This window comes from Acinetobacter sp. A1, from assembly GCF_012371315.1.
GTDB lineage: Bacteria > Pseudomonadota > Gammaproteobacteria > Pseudomonadales > Moraxellaceae > Acinetobacter.
In genome coordinates this window covers 41,422-59,340 of record NZ_JAAZQY010000008.1, presented here as the reverse complement: position 1 = coordinate 59,340, position 17,919 = coordinate 41,422, and the positions used below count along the sequence as shown (strand labels likewise).

The window sequence follows — 17,919 nt, the reverse complement described above, 5'->3', positions numbered from 1 at the left end:
TCATAAAAAAGTCCTCATCATTGCGAATGAGGGCTTTTTGCTAGCTGATGGTGTCTGTGCTTACAAGACTTCATCAATTAAGTTTTCCAAAGCATCGGGTGCAGGTTTAGGTGCAGGCGTTGGTTTGGTCGGTGCATTTTCTGGCGTTTGCATCGGTGGTGGCGTATTGTTGTCTGGTATCAACACTTCCTCGCCTGGCAAGTCATCAAAATCACGTTCAGGTGCACGTACCAGTGCAGCAGGTGCAGGGCGATACAACGGACGTGCCAAAGGTGGAGAGGCGCGATAATCTTGTTGCTGTTCTGCGGTCAGTTGATTCAGCTCACGCTGTGGTGCTTTGGCTTTGTTGTCCAAGCTTACCCAAGCTTCGGGTGTGCCTTTGAGCGCATTGCCCATAAAGTCTGTCCAGATTGGTAAAGCAGCCACACCGCCGTATTCACGACGACCTAAAGTGGTCGGTTGGTCAAACCCGACCCAGGCCACAGTCACCAGTTTGCTGTTAAAGCCCGCAAACCATGCATCTTTGGCATCATTGGTGGTTCCTGTTTTTCCGCCAATATCACCACGGCCAATTCTGAGCGCGGCACGACCAGTACCGTGTTGAATTACATCACGTAAAATATTGGACATATCATAGGCAGAACTAGATTTTAAAATACGCTGAGCCTGTTTGTACTGACTGCGTTCTGCCAAAATTTTTGAATCTTGCGCAACTTCTGCCTCTGCCAATTTTTGATTGGTGACTTCAATCACTTCATCATCAGGGGTTGTGGCTTCGGCACTTTCTATGGTTTGTTCTTTGGCATTAATACAGGCAATGCAAGCATATTCAGGATTGGCTTGGTAAATCACTTTGCCATAGGCATCTTCAATGCGGTTAATGAAGTGTGGCTGAATACGGTAACCGCCATTGGCAAAGGTGGCATAACCTGTCGCCATTTGAATAGGCAAGACTTGTGGTGTGCCTAATGCAATGGTGTAGTTGCGTGGGATCTGATCTTCCTGCAAACCAAAATCCATAAACAACTGACGGGTGCGTTCAATCCCAACGTCCTGTAATAAACGTACAGATACTGTGTTACGTGATAAATACAACGCACGACGCAATGGAATCATCCCCAAATGGCGACCATCGGAGTTACGTGGCGACCATTTACCAATGGTAATGGGGCTGTCATTGACCATGGTGTGTGGGGTCATGCCACGCTCTAAAGCCAGTGCATAAACAAAGGGTTTAATGGTAGAACCTGGCTGGCGCCAACCCTGTAAGGTACGGTTAAATTTAGATTGATAGAAGTTATAACCACCGACTAACGCTTCAATAGCACCGTTGTTGGGGTTGATTGCAACCAATTGTCCTTGCACTTTGGGTACTTGTACCAAAGCCCAAGCGGTTTTATTGTCATTTGGACGTAAACGTACAATATCTTTAACTTTTACAACTTGTGCAGCACGACTGGGTGCATTGCCAACACTATTGGCATTGCGGTAGGGGCGTGCCCAAGACATCCCAGACCAAGGTACCGTTACGGTTGAACCATCTTGCATTAATGCTTCAAAAGAATTGTTCAGCACTTTCGTGACTTGGGCCGGGTAGGTATTGGCATAGGCACGAAACTCTGTAAGAGGCTTGTCATGCGCTTCAGCACCACGCCAGCCATGTCGACGGTCATAGGCCTCCAAACCTTCCTGTACGGCTTGTTCTGCATACATTTGACGCTTGCTGTCTACTGTGGTGTAGACTTTGTAGCCAGAATCTACCGCTTGTTCACCAAACTTTTTCACTAATTCTGAACGAACCATTTCGCCAATATATGGGTGTTTATTGCTGATACTACGATCAGGCATATCTAGATTAATGGGTTCAGCAATCGCTTTTTGGTATTCATTTTGGTTGATATACCCCAGTTGCAACATGCGTCCTAAAATCCAGTTACGACGTTCTAAAGCACGTTCAGGATTGACGACAGGGTTATAGCGTGACGGTGCTTTGGGTAAACCAGCAATCATTGCCATTTGTGCAATAGAGAGTTCTTCTAAGCTTTTGTTGTAATAAATTTTTGCAGCGGCCGCGATACCATAAGCATTTTTACCCAAAAAGATTTTATTGACGTATAAGGTCAAAATTTCTTGTTTACTCAGGTTTTGTTCAATTTTACGTGCTAAAAAAATTTCAGTCAGTTTGCGTTTCAGGGTGCGTTCAGGGCTTAAATAATAATTTTTCGCAACTTGCATGGTAATGGTAGAGCCACCTGTTTGCACATTAGAGCCCGTTACCGCTTCACTCACAGCACGCCCAAGGCCTTTGAAGCTAATACCACTGTGTTCAAAGAAGGCAGAATCTTCGGCAGCCAAAAAAGCTAAAATAAATTTTTCAGGAATATGTTCGTAATCAACAGGTACAGAAAGTTTGCCACCGTACTCTGCAATCAGCTCATTATCGGCACTGTAAACCTGTAATGGCTTTAGTAATGGTGCTTTTTTTAAGGTGGTCATTTCTGGCAAAGATGGGGCAATATAGAGATACATGCCATAGAAACCCATCGGTATTGCGACCAAAATTATAATAATGATCAAAAAAAATGGATGAACACGACCCGAACAAGATAGCTTTTTCATAACAAGTGCGTTTTAATAAGCGCTAATAGCAAACTAATTGCTGGTCAGTATAGCGAGTAGATTTACGGATTGTTAGATGAATTATTGTATCCGTAAAAAATTATAGACCAGCGCAGATTAGTAGGTTAAATTTTTTTGGGGATAAAAAAATAATAGGAATGGTACTATTGTGCGTAGGTTATATCGTAAGCCAAGTAAGGGGTTAATAGGTGTAGATATTAGTTCTACTTCTGTTAAGTTATTAGAACTCTCTGTTAAGAATGGGAGATATTGGGTCGAAAGCTATGCGCTGGTCCCTCTTCCAGAAGGCAGTGTGGTCGAAAAAAACATTCTCAATCCAGAAGCAGTCGGGGATGCGCTTGAACGTGCATTGAACTTAGCAAACACGCAATCTACATCTGCAGCCTTAGCAATTCCAACATCAATGGTAATTACTAAAATCATTGAAATGGATGCAGATATGACCAGCGATGAGCGTGAAGTTCAAATTCGTATGGACGCCGAGCAATATATTCCATTCCCATTAGACGAAGTCAGTCTGGATTTTGAAGTTTTACCAGATCGCTTAGCCAATCCAAACCGTGTCAATGTGTTACTGGTGGCCACCCGTTTAGAAAACGTGGAAGCACGAGTTGAAGCATTGGATTTAGGTGGATTGACCGCCAAAATTGCTGATGTTGAAAGTTTTGCAATTGAAAATGCCTTTAAAGTGTTCTCCGATACCCTGCCTATGGGTGTGAACACAATTGGTATTCTAGACATTGGTCACACCATGACCACATTGTCGGTTCTGCAAAATAACAAAATTATTTACACCCGTGAGCAAACCTTTGGCGGCAAACAGCTGACTCAAGAAATTCAAAACCGTTATGGTTTATCGTATGAAGAAGCGGGACGTGCCAAAAAGAGCCGTACCTTGCCAGATGATTACGACGTTGAGGTGTTAGAACCGTTCTTGGAGGCTGTGGTACAACAAGCCGCACGTTCATTGCAGTTCTTCTTTTCATCTTCACAATTTAACGAAATTGATCACATTTTATTGGCAGGGGGGAATGCCAATATTCCAGGTCTTGCGAAATTATTGCAGCAAAAACTGGGCTACCGTGTGACCATTGCCAATCCATTCTTGCAAATGGGCTTCTCTCCACAAATCGACATTAAAAGAATTGAAAGTGATGCACCATCCTTGATGGTGGCATGTGGTTTAGCAATGAGGAGTTTTGATTAATGGCAAAGATTAACTTACTCCCTTGGCGCGATGAGCTAAGAGAAAAACGTAAAAAAGAATTTATTGTATTTTGTATTGCAGCAGCTGCTGTAGGGGTGTTGGCTGTCGCATTGGCGTGGTTTTTCTACAATGCAAAATTGGCAGATCAAGAACAAGCCAATCAATTGGTTATCAGTACCAACCAAAACCTAGATGTACAACTAAAATCTTTGGAAGGCTTACAAGAACAGCGTAATGCAATTGTAGAGCGTATGAAGCTGATTCAGGGCTTACAAAGCCAACGTCCAATTGCGGTACGTTTGGTGGATGAGCTCGTGCGTGTGACACCAAGCAATATGTATTTGACCAAAGTGACGCGTACTGGCAATAAATTTACCTTTGAAGGCAAGGCAGAAAGTCCAAATACGGTTGCAGAATTTTTACGTAATTTGGAAGCATCGCCGTGGTATCGCAATGCATTTATGAATTCATTCTTAGCCAAAGAAGAAAATAAAGATAAAGCACCAAGTTCTGTAGTTCCTCGTGTTGAGGAAAGTTATGGCACATTTGTGGTGACTTCTGATTTAGAAGAAATCGCAATTCCAGTGACCGCTACAGATCCTAATTCAACATCAGCAGCGGGGGCAGCACAATGAGTCTCGATGAATTTGATGAAGTAAATCAGGAAGCTGCTGTTGCTCCGAAAAAGAAAATGACCGTTGAGAAGTTTTTTCAGCAGTTTAATACCCTTGATCCAAATAACTATGGTGGTTGGCCACTTTCGGTCAAAATTACCTGCTGGATTTTCATTATTTTCTTAATTGCGGCACTAGGTTACTTTGTTGTAATTAAGCCGAAGTTAGATGCCATTGCTGCAGCGCATGCACAAGAACAGAATTTATTAAACGAGTTCCGTGAAAAAGATTCTAAATTGCGTAATTTGCAGCAATATCAAGCGCAATTACAAGAAATGGAAGCTAACTTTAACCAGCAGCTTGAGCAATTGCCGAAAGAAACTGAAATTCCAGGCTTAGTTGAAGACATCAACGTAACAGGTGTTAATTCAGGCTTGAAGTTTAAAAACATTCGCTTAGAGAATGAAATTAAACAAGAGTTCTTTATTGAGCAGCCAATTTCGATTGAAGCAACAGGTGACTATCACGCTTTTGGTTCATTTGTAAGTGGTACTGCAGCATTGCCGCGTATTGTGACCATGCATGATTTTGAAATTGTGGCGACTGAAAATAAAGACAAGAAAACAGATATTCCACAAGTGACATATAAAGCGCAAGCGAAGACATATCGTTACGTGGGTAGTGCAGATACACAAACTGCGGCTAACACTGCTGGAGGGGCACAGTAATGAAAATTGAAAAGCTTTCGTTGGCTCTACTGGCAACTGTGTTAATGGTAGGCTGTGATTCTCGAATTGATGCAGTCAATGCACAAATGGCTGAAATCCGTAATCAGCCACCATTGCCGATTGAACCTGCCCCCGTGTTTGAGCCTGCGCCAACATTCAACTATGCAGCGCATCAGCTGAAAAGCCCATTTATGCCAAGTTCTTTGGCTGCTGAACTTAAAATTATGGCAGGGAAGCGTGTTTATCCGAACCTTGCTCGCCAGTTACAACCGCTGGAAAACTACGCACTTGAATCACTGACCATGAAAGGCAGTATGCGTCAAAATGGTCAAATTTTGGCATTGATTCAAACACCAGATGGTGAAATTGAGCGTATCCAGCGTGGCAGTTATATGGGGGTAAATCATGGTCGTGTGGTGAACATTACACCAACGCAAATTGATTTAATCGAGATTATTCCAGATGGTCGTGAAGGTTATGTAGAACGTCCAAGAAGTTTGGTTTTAATTGGGCCTGCGCCATAAATTAAAGGAATAAAAATGAATAACAGTGTGAAAGATTTTATTTTTGGGGATGGTAATACAATGAACAATTTGTTCCGTCAGTTTTCAATGGGCGCAGTCGCAATGGCGGTGATGCAAGTGGCTAATGCCCAAGTGAGCATTACCAATATTGTACCAATGCAAATTCCGGGACAAGGCACGGAAATTCGTGTCATGTTCAATGGCTTACCACCACAGCCAGCGGCATATCAGTTGGAACAACCTGCGCGTTTGATTCTAGACTTTGATAAAGCACAACAAACGTTGAAACAAAACAGTATTGCAGTGGCGACCAAAGAAGCCAGTTCTGTAGAGGTCAGCTCAGATGCGCAGCGTTCACGTTTAACTGTGAACTTGGCTGATGCAGGTGCGTTTACGACACGTGTTGAAGGCAATACCTTTATTTTAAAGATCAACTCAACTACAGCCACACCTGTTGCAGCAGTGACTGCACAACGTAGCGCACAAGGAATTTCCAATATTGGCTTCCAACGTGGTGGCGAAGGTGAAGGTCAGGTGGTAATTGACCTATTGGGTAGCAACACCCCTGTAGATGTACAGCAACAAGGCAGCAAAATTGTCGTACGTACTTTGGGCAATAAAGTCCCTGCGCATTTGGCTCGTCGCCTGAATGTGAATGACTTTGCAACCCCAGTATCAACCATTGATGCGCATAATGATGGTAGCAATGGCGTGATCACCATTCAGGCTGCAGGTAGCTATGAATATATGGCCTATCAGGCAGAAGACAAGCTCACCATCAGCTTAAAACGCCCAGTTGATAAAAACCCGTTTAAGCCACGTGCAGCACAAAGCTACACAGGTAAAAAGATTTCATTGGACTTCCAAGATATCGAAGTGCGTCGTGTATTACAGCTGTTGGCAGACTTTACAGGCATCAATATGGTGGCTGCAGATACAGTACAAGGTAATATCACCTTACGTTTAAAAGATGTGCCTTGGGATCAAGCCTTAGACATTATTCTGAAAACCAAAAATTTAGACAAGCGCCGTAATGGTAACGTGATCTGGATTGCACCAGTGTCTGAATTGATTAAGGCGGAAGAAGAAGAAGCCAAAGCGATTGCACAAAGTGTTAAATTGGCACCACTGCAAACTGAATATATTCAGTTGAACTATGCCAAAGCTGCAGATATTGAGAAGCTTATTACTGAAGGTAAAAATGCTTCTAACTCACGTAGTGGCTCTAATACTAATTCAGGTACTGACCCATTAGGCGATAGCGTGGGCAGCTTGCTCAGCCCTCGTGGTACAGTGTCTGTAGATCCACGTACCAATACCTTAATTATTAATGATACTTCCGCTAAAATTGATCAGATTCGTCAGATGATAGATTTGCTTGATGTCTCTGTGAAGCAAGTGATGATTGAAGCACGTATCGTACGTGCAACCACAGATTTCACCAAAGAGATGGGTGTGAAGTGGGGCATCTTGTCTCAAGGGATCACTAACAATAATCACTTGTTGGTGGGTGGTAGTGATACCACTCTGTGGAACTTGCGTGAGCCAGAAAAAGATGATGATATGGGGGGGTGGAAGTATGAAATTGAACGTCCACAAAACCTCAATGTCGATTTAGGTGTGACCAGTCCAGGTGCCAGCCGTATTGCCTTTGGTTTAATCAGTTTGTCTGACTTTATGTTGGATTTGGAATTGTCTGCATTACAAGCCGATGGCTATGGTGAAGTGATTTCAACACCAAAAGTACTGACTGCAGATAAGCAAAATGCCAAAGTTGCATCGGGTACTCAAATTCCATACCAATCTTCTGAGGGTGGGGGCGCTAATGCTGTATCGACCACTGAATTTATTGATGCAACTTTAAGTCTGGACGTGACGCCAAGTATTACGCCAGATGGCAAGGTGCAAATGCAATTGAATATCACTAGTGACTCACCAGGTACACCAACACCAACAGGTCAGCTCACTATTAACAAGAACGCAGTCAATACCAATGTCTTGGTAGATAATGGCGAAACTGTGGTCTTGGGTGGTATTTTTGAGCAACAAACTGCCAACTCACAAACCAAGGTTCCGTTCTTGGGCGATATCCCTTATATCGGACGTTTATTCCGTAAAGATATCAAGTCGGATAACAAACGTGAGTTGCTGATTTTTGTTACACCGCGAATTGTTAATGACAGTGTTTCAAGAAATCATTAATATATTTTCAATTTAAACAAAATTTATAGGTGACTCCTTGCTAAGCAAAGAGTTTGAAACCCTACCAAATATCTATTTGGTAGGGCCGATGGGGGCAGGCAAGACTACTGTAGGACGACATTTAGCAGAATTGTTAGGGCGTGAATTTCTAGACAGTGATCATGAAATTGAGCGTAAAACAGGTGCAACGATTCCATGGATCTTTGAAAAAGAAGGGGAATCAGGGTTTCGTAGTCGTGAAACAGCGGTCATTGATGAGTTAACTACGCGTCATAAACTTGTGCTGGCCACAGGTGGTGGTGCAGTAACTCAAGCCCCTAATCGTGAGTTTTTAAAACAACGCGGCATTGTTGTTTATCTTTATACTCCTGTCGAAATTCAACTCCAGCGAACCTATCGCGACAAAAACCGCCCTTTACTTCAAGTCGAAAATCCCGAACAACGACTACGTGATTTGCTTGCAATACGTGATCCGTTGTATCGTGAGGTAGCACATTATATTATTGAAACCAATCAGGGTGCTGCGCGAGATTTGGCGCAAAAAATCTTAAATACGATTGTTTCTGAGCAAATATCTTAGGTAGAAAGCGACTCTTTTCATGCAAACTTTACATGTTGAACTCGGCGATCGCCGTTATCCCATTTTCATAGGCAGTGACCTTCAACCCAAAGACTTATTGGCTCCTTATATTAAGGGGCAGCAAGTGATGATTGTCACCAACACCACAGTTGCACCCTTGTATTTGAGTCATTATGTGACTGCCGTTGAAGCACTTGGAAAGAAAGTGGCAACATGTATTTTGCCTGATGGGGAAAAATACAAAGATATCCAGCATTTGACCCTTATTTTTGATGCGCTGTTGGAAGCAGGCTTTAACCGTGATTGCACCGTGTTGGCTTTAGGCGGTGGTGTGATTGGTGATATGGCAGGTTTTGCATCGGCAAGTTTCCAGCGTGGCGTGTATTTTATTCAAGTACCAACCACCTTGTTGTCGCAGGTCGATTCTAGTGTCGGTGGTAAAACAGGGATTAATCACCCGCTAGGCAAAAATATGATTGGTGCATTTCAGCAGCCACAAGTGGTGTTGGCTGATATGTCACAGTTGAATACCTTACCTGAGCGAGAACTGTCAGCAGGTTTGGCTGAAGTTATTAAATATGCACTGTTGGGTGATCTTGAATTTTTAACATGGTTGGAAACTCACATGGAAGCTCTGGTGGCGCGAGATCCAGTGTTGTTGGCAGAAGCGGTTTATCGCTCATGTGCGCATAAGGCTCGAATTGTCGCCAATGATGAAAAAGAACAGGGCGAGCGTGCTTTACTGAATTTAGGTCATACCTTTGGGCATGCCATTGAATCATATTTAGGCTATGGTGAATGGTTGCATGGCGAAGCAGTGGCTACAGGGATGGTGATGGCAGCTGATTTATCACAGCGAATGGGATGGATTTCTGCAGAAGATGTGCAGCGTACAAAAAATATCATTGCACGAGCCAATTTACCGATAGTATGTCCGCAGATTCCACTGGATCAGTTCTTGGCTTATATGGCACACGATAAAAAAGTGCTGAATGGTCAATTACGTTTGGTCTTGATGAAGCAATTGGGTCAAGCCATCATCACCAAAGAGTTTGACTTAGAATTGATGAAACAGGCAATTTTAGCTAACCAAGCATAAAGGCAGCTTATGACAGCACTGCGTACACACTGGCAAAAAATTCAACAGTCGATTTGGTTGCTGGGTGCGGTGCTGTGTTTATTGGCAGCCCTTATTTTCTGGGCAGTGACTGACCGTGAAGAACTGGTTGAAATTGAAAAACAGCCTGAGTCTGAAATTGAATTACAAATTCAGCCTGAAAAAGTGGCTGCAACCACCTATTTGGGTGGTTTACAAGAAGAAGTTCGTCCATTGGAGTTGACTACACGCTTAACAGCTTCAGGCTTGCATGAAGCTGAATTTCGCGGCACAAAATTCATTCAGGAACAAAAGCATAACAGTAGCATTGAGCTGTTTCGAGTCAGTGACGAAAATGTCATTAAAAGCTTTATAAAAAAACAGTCTGAGCGCAGTAAATTATTTTATATTCGTTTAAGTGGCGAGGGACAGGCAGAACAATATGTGATGCTGTATGGCAACTATAAAAATAAACGTGAAGCCACTCAAGACCTTGCGAATTTACCTTTCCAGTTTCCTGAAACCATTCAGCCTGTTGTTGTGCAATGGGAAGATTATATTCCTTATGTGAATGACTTAGGGGCAGATGAGATGGGGCTAAATACCAAATTGCATGCGGTAAATTTACGGCCTGCTGCTGTACCAAAAATAGATGAAAGTGTCTTGACACGTCCGCAAGCGACACCAAATACAGCAGCAAGTGCCCAGCCTACTTCACCGCAAAATAGCACCACTAGTACCACAATTACACGTCGTGATCAGGCAGGTAATGTGGTGGATGTGCAGCAATCTCAGAGCGGTACTTTCCCTGCTCAGGTTCAGCCTGATGCACCAGAATCTGAAGAAGTGCACGACCCTTTTAATTAATAATTTAAATTCCACTCAGCATCTCGCACCAATATTGTAATTAAGCGACTGCTTAAGCTTCACTTTTACTCATCTTTTTCATTTATTTTTAAGTTGAGCTATTTTGGCTCCATTGCACCAATTTGATCTAAAAAATTGATCATCCTGAATTAAAAATACGTTCTAAAATGGCGCAGCATGGTGTATAAAAATAATGAAGTGCACAAAAATAGTGCGAATTTATAGCAAAAATGTGAACTAACTACGATTTTTCTTGAATGATGCTGATGTTTAGCGCGTGTATAACTAAAAATTAAAGTTGGCATTGTTTTTGCTTTTATTGGTGCGTGAATTGAGTTGTTGTCCCTATTTTGGCGCAAAAAAGATTCAATGATTGTGCGAAACTGTCAAATTTGCCTGCTACATTAAAGTGTAAAAGTTGTGTAAATGATGAATGACACGTTTGAGGTTTAAGCCAAATCAGACTTAAACAAATGCGTAAAACTTCATTTACACAAGATTGATGTTTAGAGAAGTAAATTGAGTTAAATCGCAAAACTAGATTGTTTAATTGGCCCAATTGGGCAAGTAAAAGAAGGGTACGCTATGCACATGCCATCGCCTAATACTGTAGCTCCCGCTCAAGGTTTATACCAACCGGATGAGTTTAAAGATAACTGTGGTTTCGGTTTAATTGCCCATATGCAGGGTGATGCAAGCCATGATCTCGTCAAAACGGCTATTCATAGTTTAAGTTGTATGACCCACCGTGGCGGGATTGCCGCAGATGGTAAAACAGGGGATGGCTGTGGTTTGCTGTTGGCAATGCCAAAGCAATTTTTCCGTGAAGAGGCAAAACGCTTAAGTGACATTACCCTAAGCGAAATCTTTGCCGTAGGTACAGTGTTTTTAAATCTAGACCCTGCCTTGGCGACTCATGCTAAAAATATTCTGACTAAAGAAATTGAAGCTGAAGGCTGTAAAGTTTTGGCTTGGCGTGTGGTGCCAACCAATAATGAGGCATTGGGCGAAATTGCGATGCAATCTTTGCCTGCCTTTGAGCAAATTATTGTCAACTGCCCAATTGGTGTGACAGAAGTTGAGTTTAATCGCAAGTTATTCTTAGCACGTCGTCGTGCAGAGCAACAATTAACTGCTGATCCATATTTTTATGTGACCACCTTATGTTCAACTGTGATCAGCTATAAAGGTTTGATGATGCCTGCTGCGATTGCAGACTTCTATACGGACCTTGCCGATGAACGTTTGGCATCACATATTGTGGTATTCCACCAACGTTTCTCGACTAATACCTTACCACGTTGGCCATTGGCGCAACCGTTCCGTTATTTGGCACACAATGGTGAAATTAACACCATTACCGCAAACCGTAACTGGGCGATGGCACGTACGCCTAAATTTGACAACCCACTTTTGCCAGGTTTAACTGAGCTGAAACCTATTGTGAACCGTACAGGTTCAGACTCTTCTAGCTTAGACAACATGCTGGAAATTCTGGTGGGTGGTGGAATGGATTTATTCCGTGCATTGCGTATGCTGGTTCCGCCTGCATGGCAGAACGTAGAAACCATTGATGCCGATTTACGTGCTTTCTATGAGTTCAACTCTAAGCACATGGAAGCGTGGGATGGCCCTGCGGGTCTGGTGATTCAGGATGGCCGTCATGCAATCTGTATGCTGGACCGTAATGGCTTACGTCCTGCACGTTGGGTGATTACCAAAAATGGCTACATCACCTTGGCCTCTGAAATTGGGGTGTGGGGTTATGAGCCTGAAGATGTGATCTCTAAAGGACGTGTTGGCCCAGGTCAAATTTTGGTAGTCGATACCTTTACTGGTAAAGTGCTAGATACGCAGGATGTGAATAACCATCTGAAAAGAATGCGTCCTTATCGTGAATGGTTACGTGAAAATTCAATCCGTTTACAAGGTAGCCCAGAGCTTGAAGAATATTTATGTGATCACGGTTTAAAAGGCGATGCCTTAAAAGCTGCACAAAAAATGTTTATGGTGACCTTTGAAGAACGTGATCAGTTATTGCGTCCAATTGCAGAAAGTGGTCAGGAAGCTGTTGGTTCAATGGGGGATGATACCCCAATGGCGGTATTGTCACGTCAAGTACGCCATGTGTCGGATTATTTCCGTCAGCAGTTCGCACAGGTAACCAATCCACCGATTGACCCATTGCGTGAATCTATCGTGATGTCTTTGGAAACCTGTTTAGGTCGTGAACAAAACGTATTTGAGCAAGGTCCAGAACATGCAGACCGCTTGATTATTTCAAGCCCTGTACTGACCAATTCTAAAATGCATCAGATTCGCACTTTAGGACGTAAAGGCTATGAAATTGCCGACATCGACCTAAACTATGCAGAAAGTGAAGGTTTGCAAGCTGCTATTCAGCGTATTTGTGAAGCAGCTGCGCAAGCGGTGCGTGATGGAAAAACGTTATTGGTGCTCACTGATAAAAAAATCCGTGAAGGTTACTTGCCTGCCAATGCAGTCATGGCGACTGGTGCGGTGCATCACTACTTAATTCAAGTCGGTTTACGTACCGATGCCAATATTATTGTGGAAACAGGCTTTGCCCGTGATCCGCACCAATTTGCAGTATTGCTCGGTTTTGGTGCAACCGCAGTGTACCCATATTTAGCTTATGATGTGATCAATGACTTGATTGCCAAAGGAGAGTTATTGGGCGACCCTGTCTATGCGCAAAGTAATTTCCGCAAAGGCATTGAAAAAGGCTTGCTCAAAGTCTTATCAAAAATGGGTATTTCAACTGTAGCTTCTTACCGCGGTGGACAATTATTTGAAGCGGTTGGTTTGTCTGCTGAAGTGGTGAATACCTGCTTTATTGGTGTACCGAGCCGTATTCAGGGCGCTACCTTTGCCGACCTTGAAAATGATCAGAAAAAACTGGCAGATACTGCGTGGAAATCACGTAAGCCAATTGATCAGGGTGGTTTGCTGAAATTTGTCTTTGGCAAGGAATACCACGCCTTTAACCCAGATGTGATCAATGCATTACATAAAGCGGTACGTTCAGGTAATTATGCAGATTTTAAAGAATATGCAGAAATTGTGAACAATCGCCCAATTGCGACTATTCGTGATCTATTTAAATTGAAAACAGACAATTCAATTGCCTTAGATCAAGTGGAGTCGGTTGAGCAAATCCTGCCACGTTTTGACTCTGCGGGGATGTCTTTGGGGGCTTTGTCGCCAGAAGCACATGAAGCCATTGCGATAGCCATGAATACCATTGGTGGGCGTTCAAACTCAGGTGAGGGCGGTGAAGATCCTGCACGTTATGGCACGATTCGTAACTCGAAAATCAAACAGATTGCTTCGGGACGTTTTGGGGTAACCCCTGCTTACTTAACCTCTGCAGAAGTGTTGCAGATTAAAGTGGCACAGGGTGCAAAACCAGGCGAGGGTGGTCAGTTACCAGGCGGTAAAGTGAATGGGTTGATTGCACGGTTACGTTATTCTGTGCCAGGTGTAACTTTGATTTCACCACCACCACACCACGATATTTATTCGATTGAAGACTTGTCACAATTGATTTTTGATTTAAAACAAGTCAATCCACAAGCTATGGTATCGGTCAAGTTGGTATCTGAACCAGGTGTGGGGACTATTGCAGCAGGTGTAGCCAAAGCCTATGCCGACTTCATTACCATCTCGGGCTATGATGGCGGTACAGCAGCATCGCCACTGTCATCTATTCACCATGCAGGTTCACCGTGGGAGTTGGGTTTAAGTGAGGCGCATCAGGCTCTACGTGTGAATGACTTGCGTGGCAAAGTTCGTGTGCAAACCGATGGTGGCTTAAAAACTGGCTTAGATGTGGTGAAAGCGGCAATTTTAGGTGCAGAAAGCTTCGGTTTTGGTTCAACACCAATGATTGCTTTAGGCTGTAAATATTTGCGTATTTGCCACTTAAACAACTGTGCTACTGGTGTAGCAACGCAGCAAGATCATTTGCGTCAGGAACACTATATTGGTGAACCACAAATGCTGATCAACTTCTTCACATTTATTGCTGAAGAAACTCGTGAATGGTTAGCGGCATTGGGTGTGGCGAGCTTAAAAGACTTGATTGGTCGTACCGACTTGCTAGAAATTTTACCGGGTGAAACCGAAAAACATGCGCACTTAGATTTAAGTGCTTTGTTGGAATCGCACCCTGCGGCAGAAGGCAAAGCGCAATACTGTCAGGTTGAAGGCAATGCGCCATTTGACAAAGGCATCTTGGCTGAAAAAATGATTGCAGAGATGTTGCCTGCAATTGAAGCAGGTACAGGCGGCGAGTATTACTTTAACGTGAGCAACTGTGACCGTTCAATTGGTGCGCGTATTTCAGGTGAAATTGCGCGTCGTTATGGTAACTTGAGCATGGAACATCATCCTGTCAAATTGAACCTTATTGGTACTGCGGGACAATCTTTGGGTGTTTGGAATGCAGGTGGTTTGCATATCAAACTTGAAGGCGATGCCAATGACTACGTTGGTAAAGGCATGGCGGGTGGACGTATTTCCATCTTCCCACCAAAAGGTTCGCCATTCCAAACGCAGAATACGGCTATTATTGGTAATACCTGCCTCTATGGTGCAACTGGTGGTAAATTGTTTGCTGCAGGTACGGCAGGTGAGCGTTTTGCGGTGCGCAACTCGGGCGCGTTTGCAGTCATTGAAGGGGCAGGCGACCATTGCTGTGAATACATGACACGCGGGATTGTGACTGTACTTGGCAAAGTGGGACATAACTTTGGTGCAGGTATGACCGGTGGTTTTGCTTATGTACTCGATTTAGATAATGACTTCGTTGACCGTTACAACCACGAACTGATTGAGCTGAATCGTATTTCAACGGAAGCGATGGAAGAACATAAAGCATTCTTAGGACGTATTTTAGATGAACACATTGCCGAAACAGGCAGTGCGTGGGCGTATAAGATCCGCCATGAGTTTGATTTCTATAGCCGTAAATTCTGGTTAGTGAAACCAAAAGCTGCCAACTTGCAGACTTTGTTGAAAACTACCCAAGCAGATCCACAATAATCCACGACTCAGCATTCGGCAGGTGTGGATAACTTTAGACTTATACCCAGCGTAAAAGTAAAGTTATCTACGCCCACCTACGGAGAAAGACATGGCAGAACGCCTACATAATGACTTTCAATTTCTGGATGTAGCACGACAAGATCCAGAGAAAAAAGATCTCGATGTCCGCAAAAATGAGTTTGTGGAAATTTATAAACCGTTTACTGCAGAAGTAGCGGCTAACCAGACCCATCGTTGTTTGGGCTGTGGTAACCCATACTGTGAATGGAAATGCCCTGTGCATAACTACATTCCAAACTGGCTTAAACTGATTTCGGAAGGCCGTATTTTTCAGGCGGCAGAATTGTGCCATCAAACCAATACCTTGCCTGAAGTATGTGGACGTGTTTGTCCGCAAGACCGTTTGTGTGAAGGTGCATGTACCTTGAACGATGGCTTTGGTGCAGTGACCATTGGTAATGCTGAAAAGTACATCAACGACACTGCTTTTGCTTTGGGTTGGCGTCCAGACATGTCACATGTGAAATGGACCGATAAAAAAGTTGCGATTATTGGCGCAGGCCCTGCAGGTTTGGGCTGTGCCGATATTTTGGTGCGTAACGGAGTAAAGCCTGTCGTCTTTGACAAACGCCCTGAAATTGGTGGCTTACTAACTTTTGGTATTCCAGAATTTAAAATGGAAAAAGACGTGATGAAACGCCGCCGTGAAATTTTCTCAGGCATGGGGGTTGAATTCCGTTTAAATACTGAAATTGGGACAGACATCACCATTGAGCAACTGCTTGCAGATTACGATGCGGTATTTATGGGCATGGGCACTTATACGTATATGAAAGGTGGCTTTGCCGGTGAAGATTTAGATGGCGTTTATGATGCGCTGGATTTCTTGATTGCCAATGTTAACCGTTGCCAAGGTTGGGAAAAAGACCCAGCAGAATACATCAGTGTTGAAGGCAAGAAAGTGATTGTACTGGGTGGTGGTGATACTGCCATGGACTGTAACCGTACTTCTATTCGTCAAGGTGCGCAGGAGGTTACTTGTGCCTACCGTCGTGATGAAGCCAATATGCCAGGTTCACGCCGTGAAGTGACCAATGCCCGTGAAGAAGGGGTGAATTTCTTATTTAACCGTCAACCCATTGAAATTGTCGGTGAAAATGGCAAGGTTACAGGTGTAAAAGTGGTGACAACTCAATTGGGTGAGCCAGACAGCCGTGGCCGTCGCAGCCCAGAGCCTGTACCAGGTTCAGAAGAAGTTTTAGCTGCAGATGCAGTATTACTTGCTTTTGGTTTCCGTGCCAGCCCTGCAGACTGGTTTAGCACTGCCAATATTGGGGTAGATGGTTCAGGTCGTGTGGTTGCAGCAGAACAGCAAACATTTAAATTCCAAACATCTAACCCGAAAATTTTTGCAGGGGGCGATATGGTACGTGGTTCTGATTTGGTGGTGACTGCAATTTGGGAAGGTCGTCAGGCAGCAGAAGGCATTTTGGATTATTTAGATGTCTAAACGAGTTTGTTTTGCTTAGATGTTAAAAGGGCTGAGTTTTAAGGAATTCAGCCTTTTTTATTGGATATTTTATCCACCTCATCTTCTTCTGGAATATATTCCCATCCTTGAACCATATATGACGTAAGATAAGTACCATCAATATTAATTCAATCTGCTGCGCAAGGTTATTGTTTGATGTAAACAATTTGCTGATTCGCTCGATTAAACAAAATACACAAACAGGTCAGAATTTCACGTTAGAATGAAATCATTTCAAACAAATACAAAGAAAATTTAGAGGTTAATGTATGAATTTCACAAAAAAAACCATGCTCGCGGTGGCTTTAACCAGTACTTTGACATTAAGCGGCTGTGGCTATAACACCTTACAAGTGAAAGATGAAGCCGTGACTGCTTCTTGGTCAGAAGTACAAAACCAATATCAACGCCGTGCTGACCTCGTACCTAACTTAGTCAATGTCGTGAAAGGCTATGCCAAACATGAAGAACAAGTATTGACTGAAGTCACTCAGGCACGTGCCAATGTAGCAGGTTTAAAGGTTGATCAAGCTGTGCTTGAAGACCCAGCACTATTCCAGAAGTATCAGGAAGCACAGGCGCAAATGACCAGCGCCTTGTCACGTTTAATTGCTGTGTCTGAAAATTACCCAGACTTAAAAGCCAATGAACAGTTCCGAGAATTACAAGTGCAACTTGAAGGCACAGAAAACCGCATTGCCGTGGCGCGTAATCGTTACATTAGCACAGTGCAAGACTTTAACAGCTATGCACGTCAGTTCCCGCAAGTCATGACTGCTAAAGTGATTGGCATGGACACCAAACCAAACTTTAGCGCAGAACAAAGCGCACAAACCGCACCTAAAGTTTCGTTTGAATAA

The 17,919-nt window shown here is 43.4% G+C and carries 12 protein-coding genes; 11 read left to right on the top strand and 1 reads right to left on the bottom strand.

Going from position 1 to position 17,919, the window contains the following annotated elements; translation table 11 throughout:
- Nucleotides 1–60: 60 nt before the first annotated feature.
- Nucleotides 61–2,619: a penicillin-binding protein PBP1a gene (gene ponA, locus HHA41_RS04835; RefSeq protein WP_168460762.1), complete on the bottom strand. Its 2,559-nt coding sequence runs from the start codon at nucleotides 2,617–2,619 to the stop codon at nucleotides 61–63.
- A gap of 169 nt (nucleotides 2,620–2,788) precedes the next feature.
- On the opposite strand from ponA, the gene HHA41_RS04830 reads away from it, so the two are divergent.
- From HHA41_RS04830 to HHA41_RS04780, 11 genes are all read left to right on the top strand, one after another.
- Nucleotides 2,789–3,847 (top strand): pilus assembly protein PilM, encoded by a 1,059-nt coding sequence (locus HHA41_RS04830; RefSeq protein WP_168418910.1) that lies wholly within the window; start codon nucleotides 2,789–2,791, stop codon nucleotides 3,845–3,847.
- Entirely contained in the window at nucleotides 3,847–4,482 is a 636-nt protein-coding gene (locus HHA41_RS04825) for a PilN domain-containing protein (protein WP_104852652.1), read from the top strand. Before HHA41_RS04830 ends, HHA41_RS04825 begins: the two co-directional genes overlap by 1 nt.
- The gene (locus HHA41_RS04820; protein WP_104852651.1) at nucleotides 4,479–5,189 is read left to right on the top strand and encodes a type 4a pilus biogenesis protein PilO; all 711 of its coding nucleotides are present in this window, start codon (nucleotides 4,479–4,481) and stop codon (nucleotides 5,187–5,189) included. The genes HHA41_RS04825 and HHA41_RS04820 overlap by 4 nt, the downstream gene beginning before the upstream one ends.
- Nucleotides 5,189–5,713 (top strand): pilus assembly protein PilP, encoded by a 525-nt coding sequence (locus HHA41_RS04815; protein WP_104852650.1) that lies wholly within the window; start codon nucleotides 5,189–5,191, stop codon nucleotides 5,711–5,713. The genes HHA41_RS04820 and HHA41_RS04815 overlap by 1 nt, the downstream gene beginning before the upstream one ends.
- Nucleotides 5,714–5,773: 60 nt before the next feature.
- Complete coding sequence (locus HHA41_RS04810) at nucleotides 5,774–7,915, top strand: type IV pilus secretin PilQ family protein (protein ID WP_168460760.1); 2,142 nt, start codon at nucleotides 5,774–5,776, stop codon at nucleotides 7,913–7,915.
- Between the two features lie 37 nt (nucleotides 7,916–7,952).
- Nucleotides 7,953–8,495 (top strand): shikimate kinase AroK, encoded by a 543-nt coding sequence (aroK, locus tag HHA41_RS04805; RefSeq protein ID WP_096901281.1) that lies wholly within the window; start codon nucleotides 7,953–7,955, stop codon nucleotides 8,493–8,495.
- 19 nt (nucleotides 8,496–8,514) lie between these two features.
- Nucleotides 8,515–9,594: a 3-dehydroquinate synthase gene (aroB, locus tag HHA41_RS04800; protein WP_168460758.1), complete on the top strand. Its 1,080-nt coding sequence runs from the start codon at nucleotides 8,515–8,517 to the stop codon at nucleotides 9,592–9,594.
- Between the two features lie 9 nt (nucleotides 9,595–9,603).
- On the top strand, nucleotides 9,604–10,458 hold the full coding sequence (locus HHA41_RS04795; RefSeq protein WP_168460756.1) for a hypothetical protein: 855 nt from the start codon (nucleotides 9,604–9,606) through the stop codon (nucleotides 10,456–10,458).
- 591 nt (nucleotides 10,459–11,049) lie between these two features.
- Complete coding sequence (gene gltB, locus HHA41_RS04790; protein ID WP_171525239.1) at nucleotides 11,050–15,525, top strand: glutamate synthase large subunit; 4,476 nt, start codon at nucleotides 11,050–11,052, stop codon at nucleotides 15,523–15,525.
- 91 nt (nucleotides 15,526–15,616) lie between these two features.
- Nucleotides 15,617–17,038 (top strand): FAD-dependent oxidoreductase, encoded by a 1,422-nt coding sequence (locus HHA41_RS04785; RefSeq protein WP_168460752.1) that lies wholly within the window; start codon nucleotides 15,617–15,619, stop codon nucleotides 17,036–17,038.
- Between the two features lie 290 nt (nucleotides 17,039–17,328).
- Nucleotides 17,329–17,919 (top strand): LemA family protein, encoded by a 591-nt coding sequence (locus HHA41_RS04780; RefSeq protein WP_168460750.1) that lies wholly within the window; start codon nucleotides 17,329–17,331, stop codon nucleotides 17,917–17,919.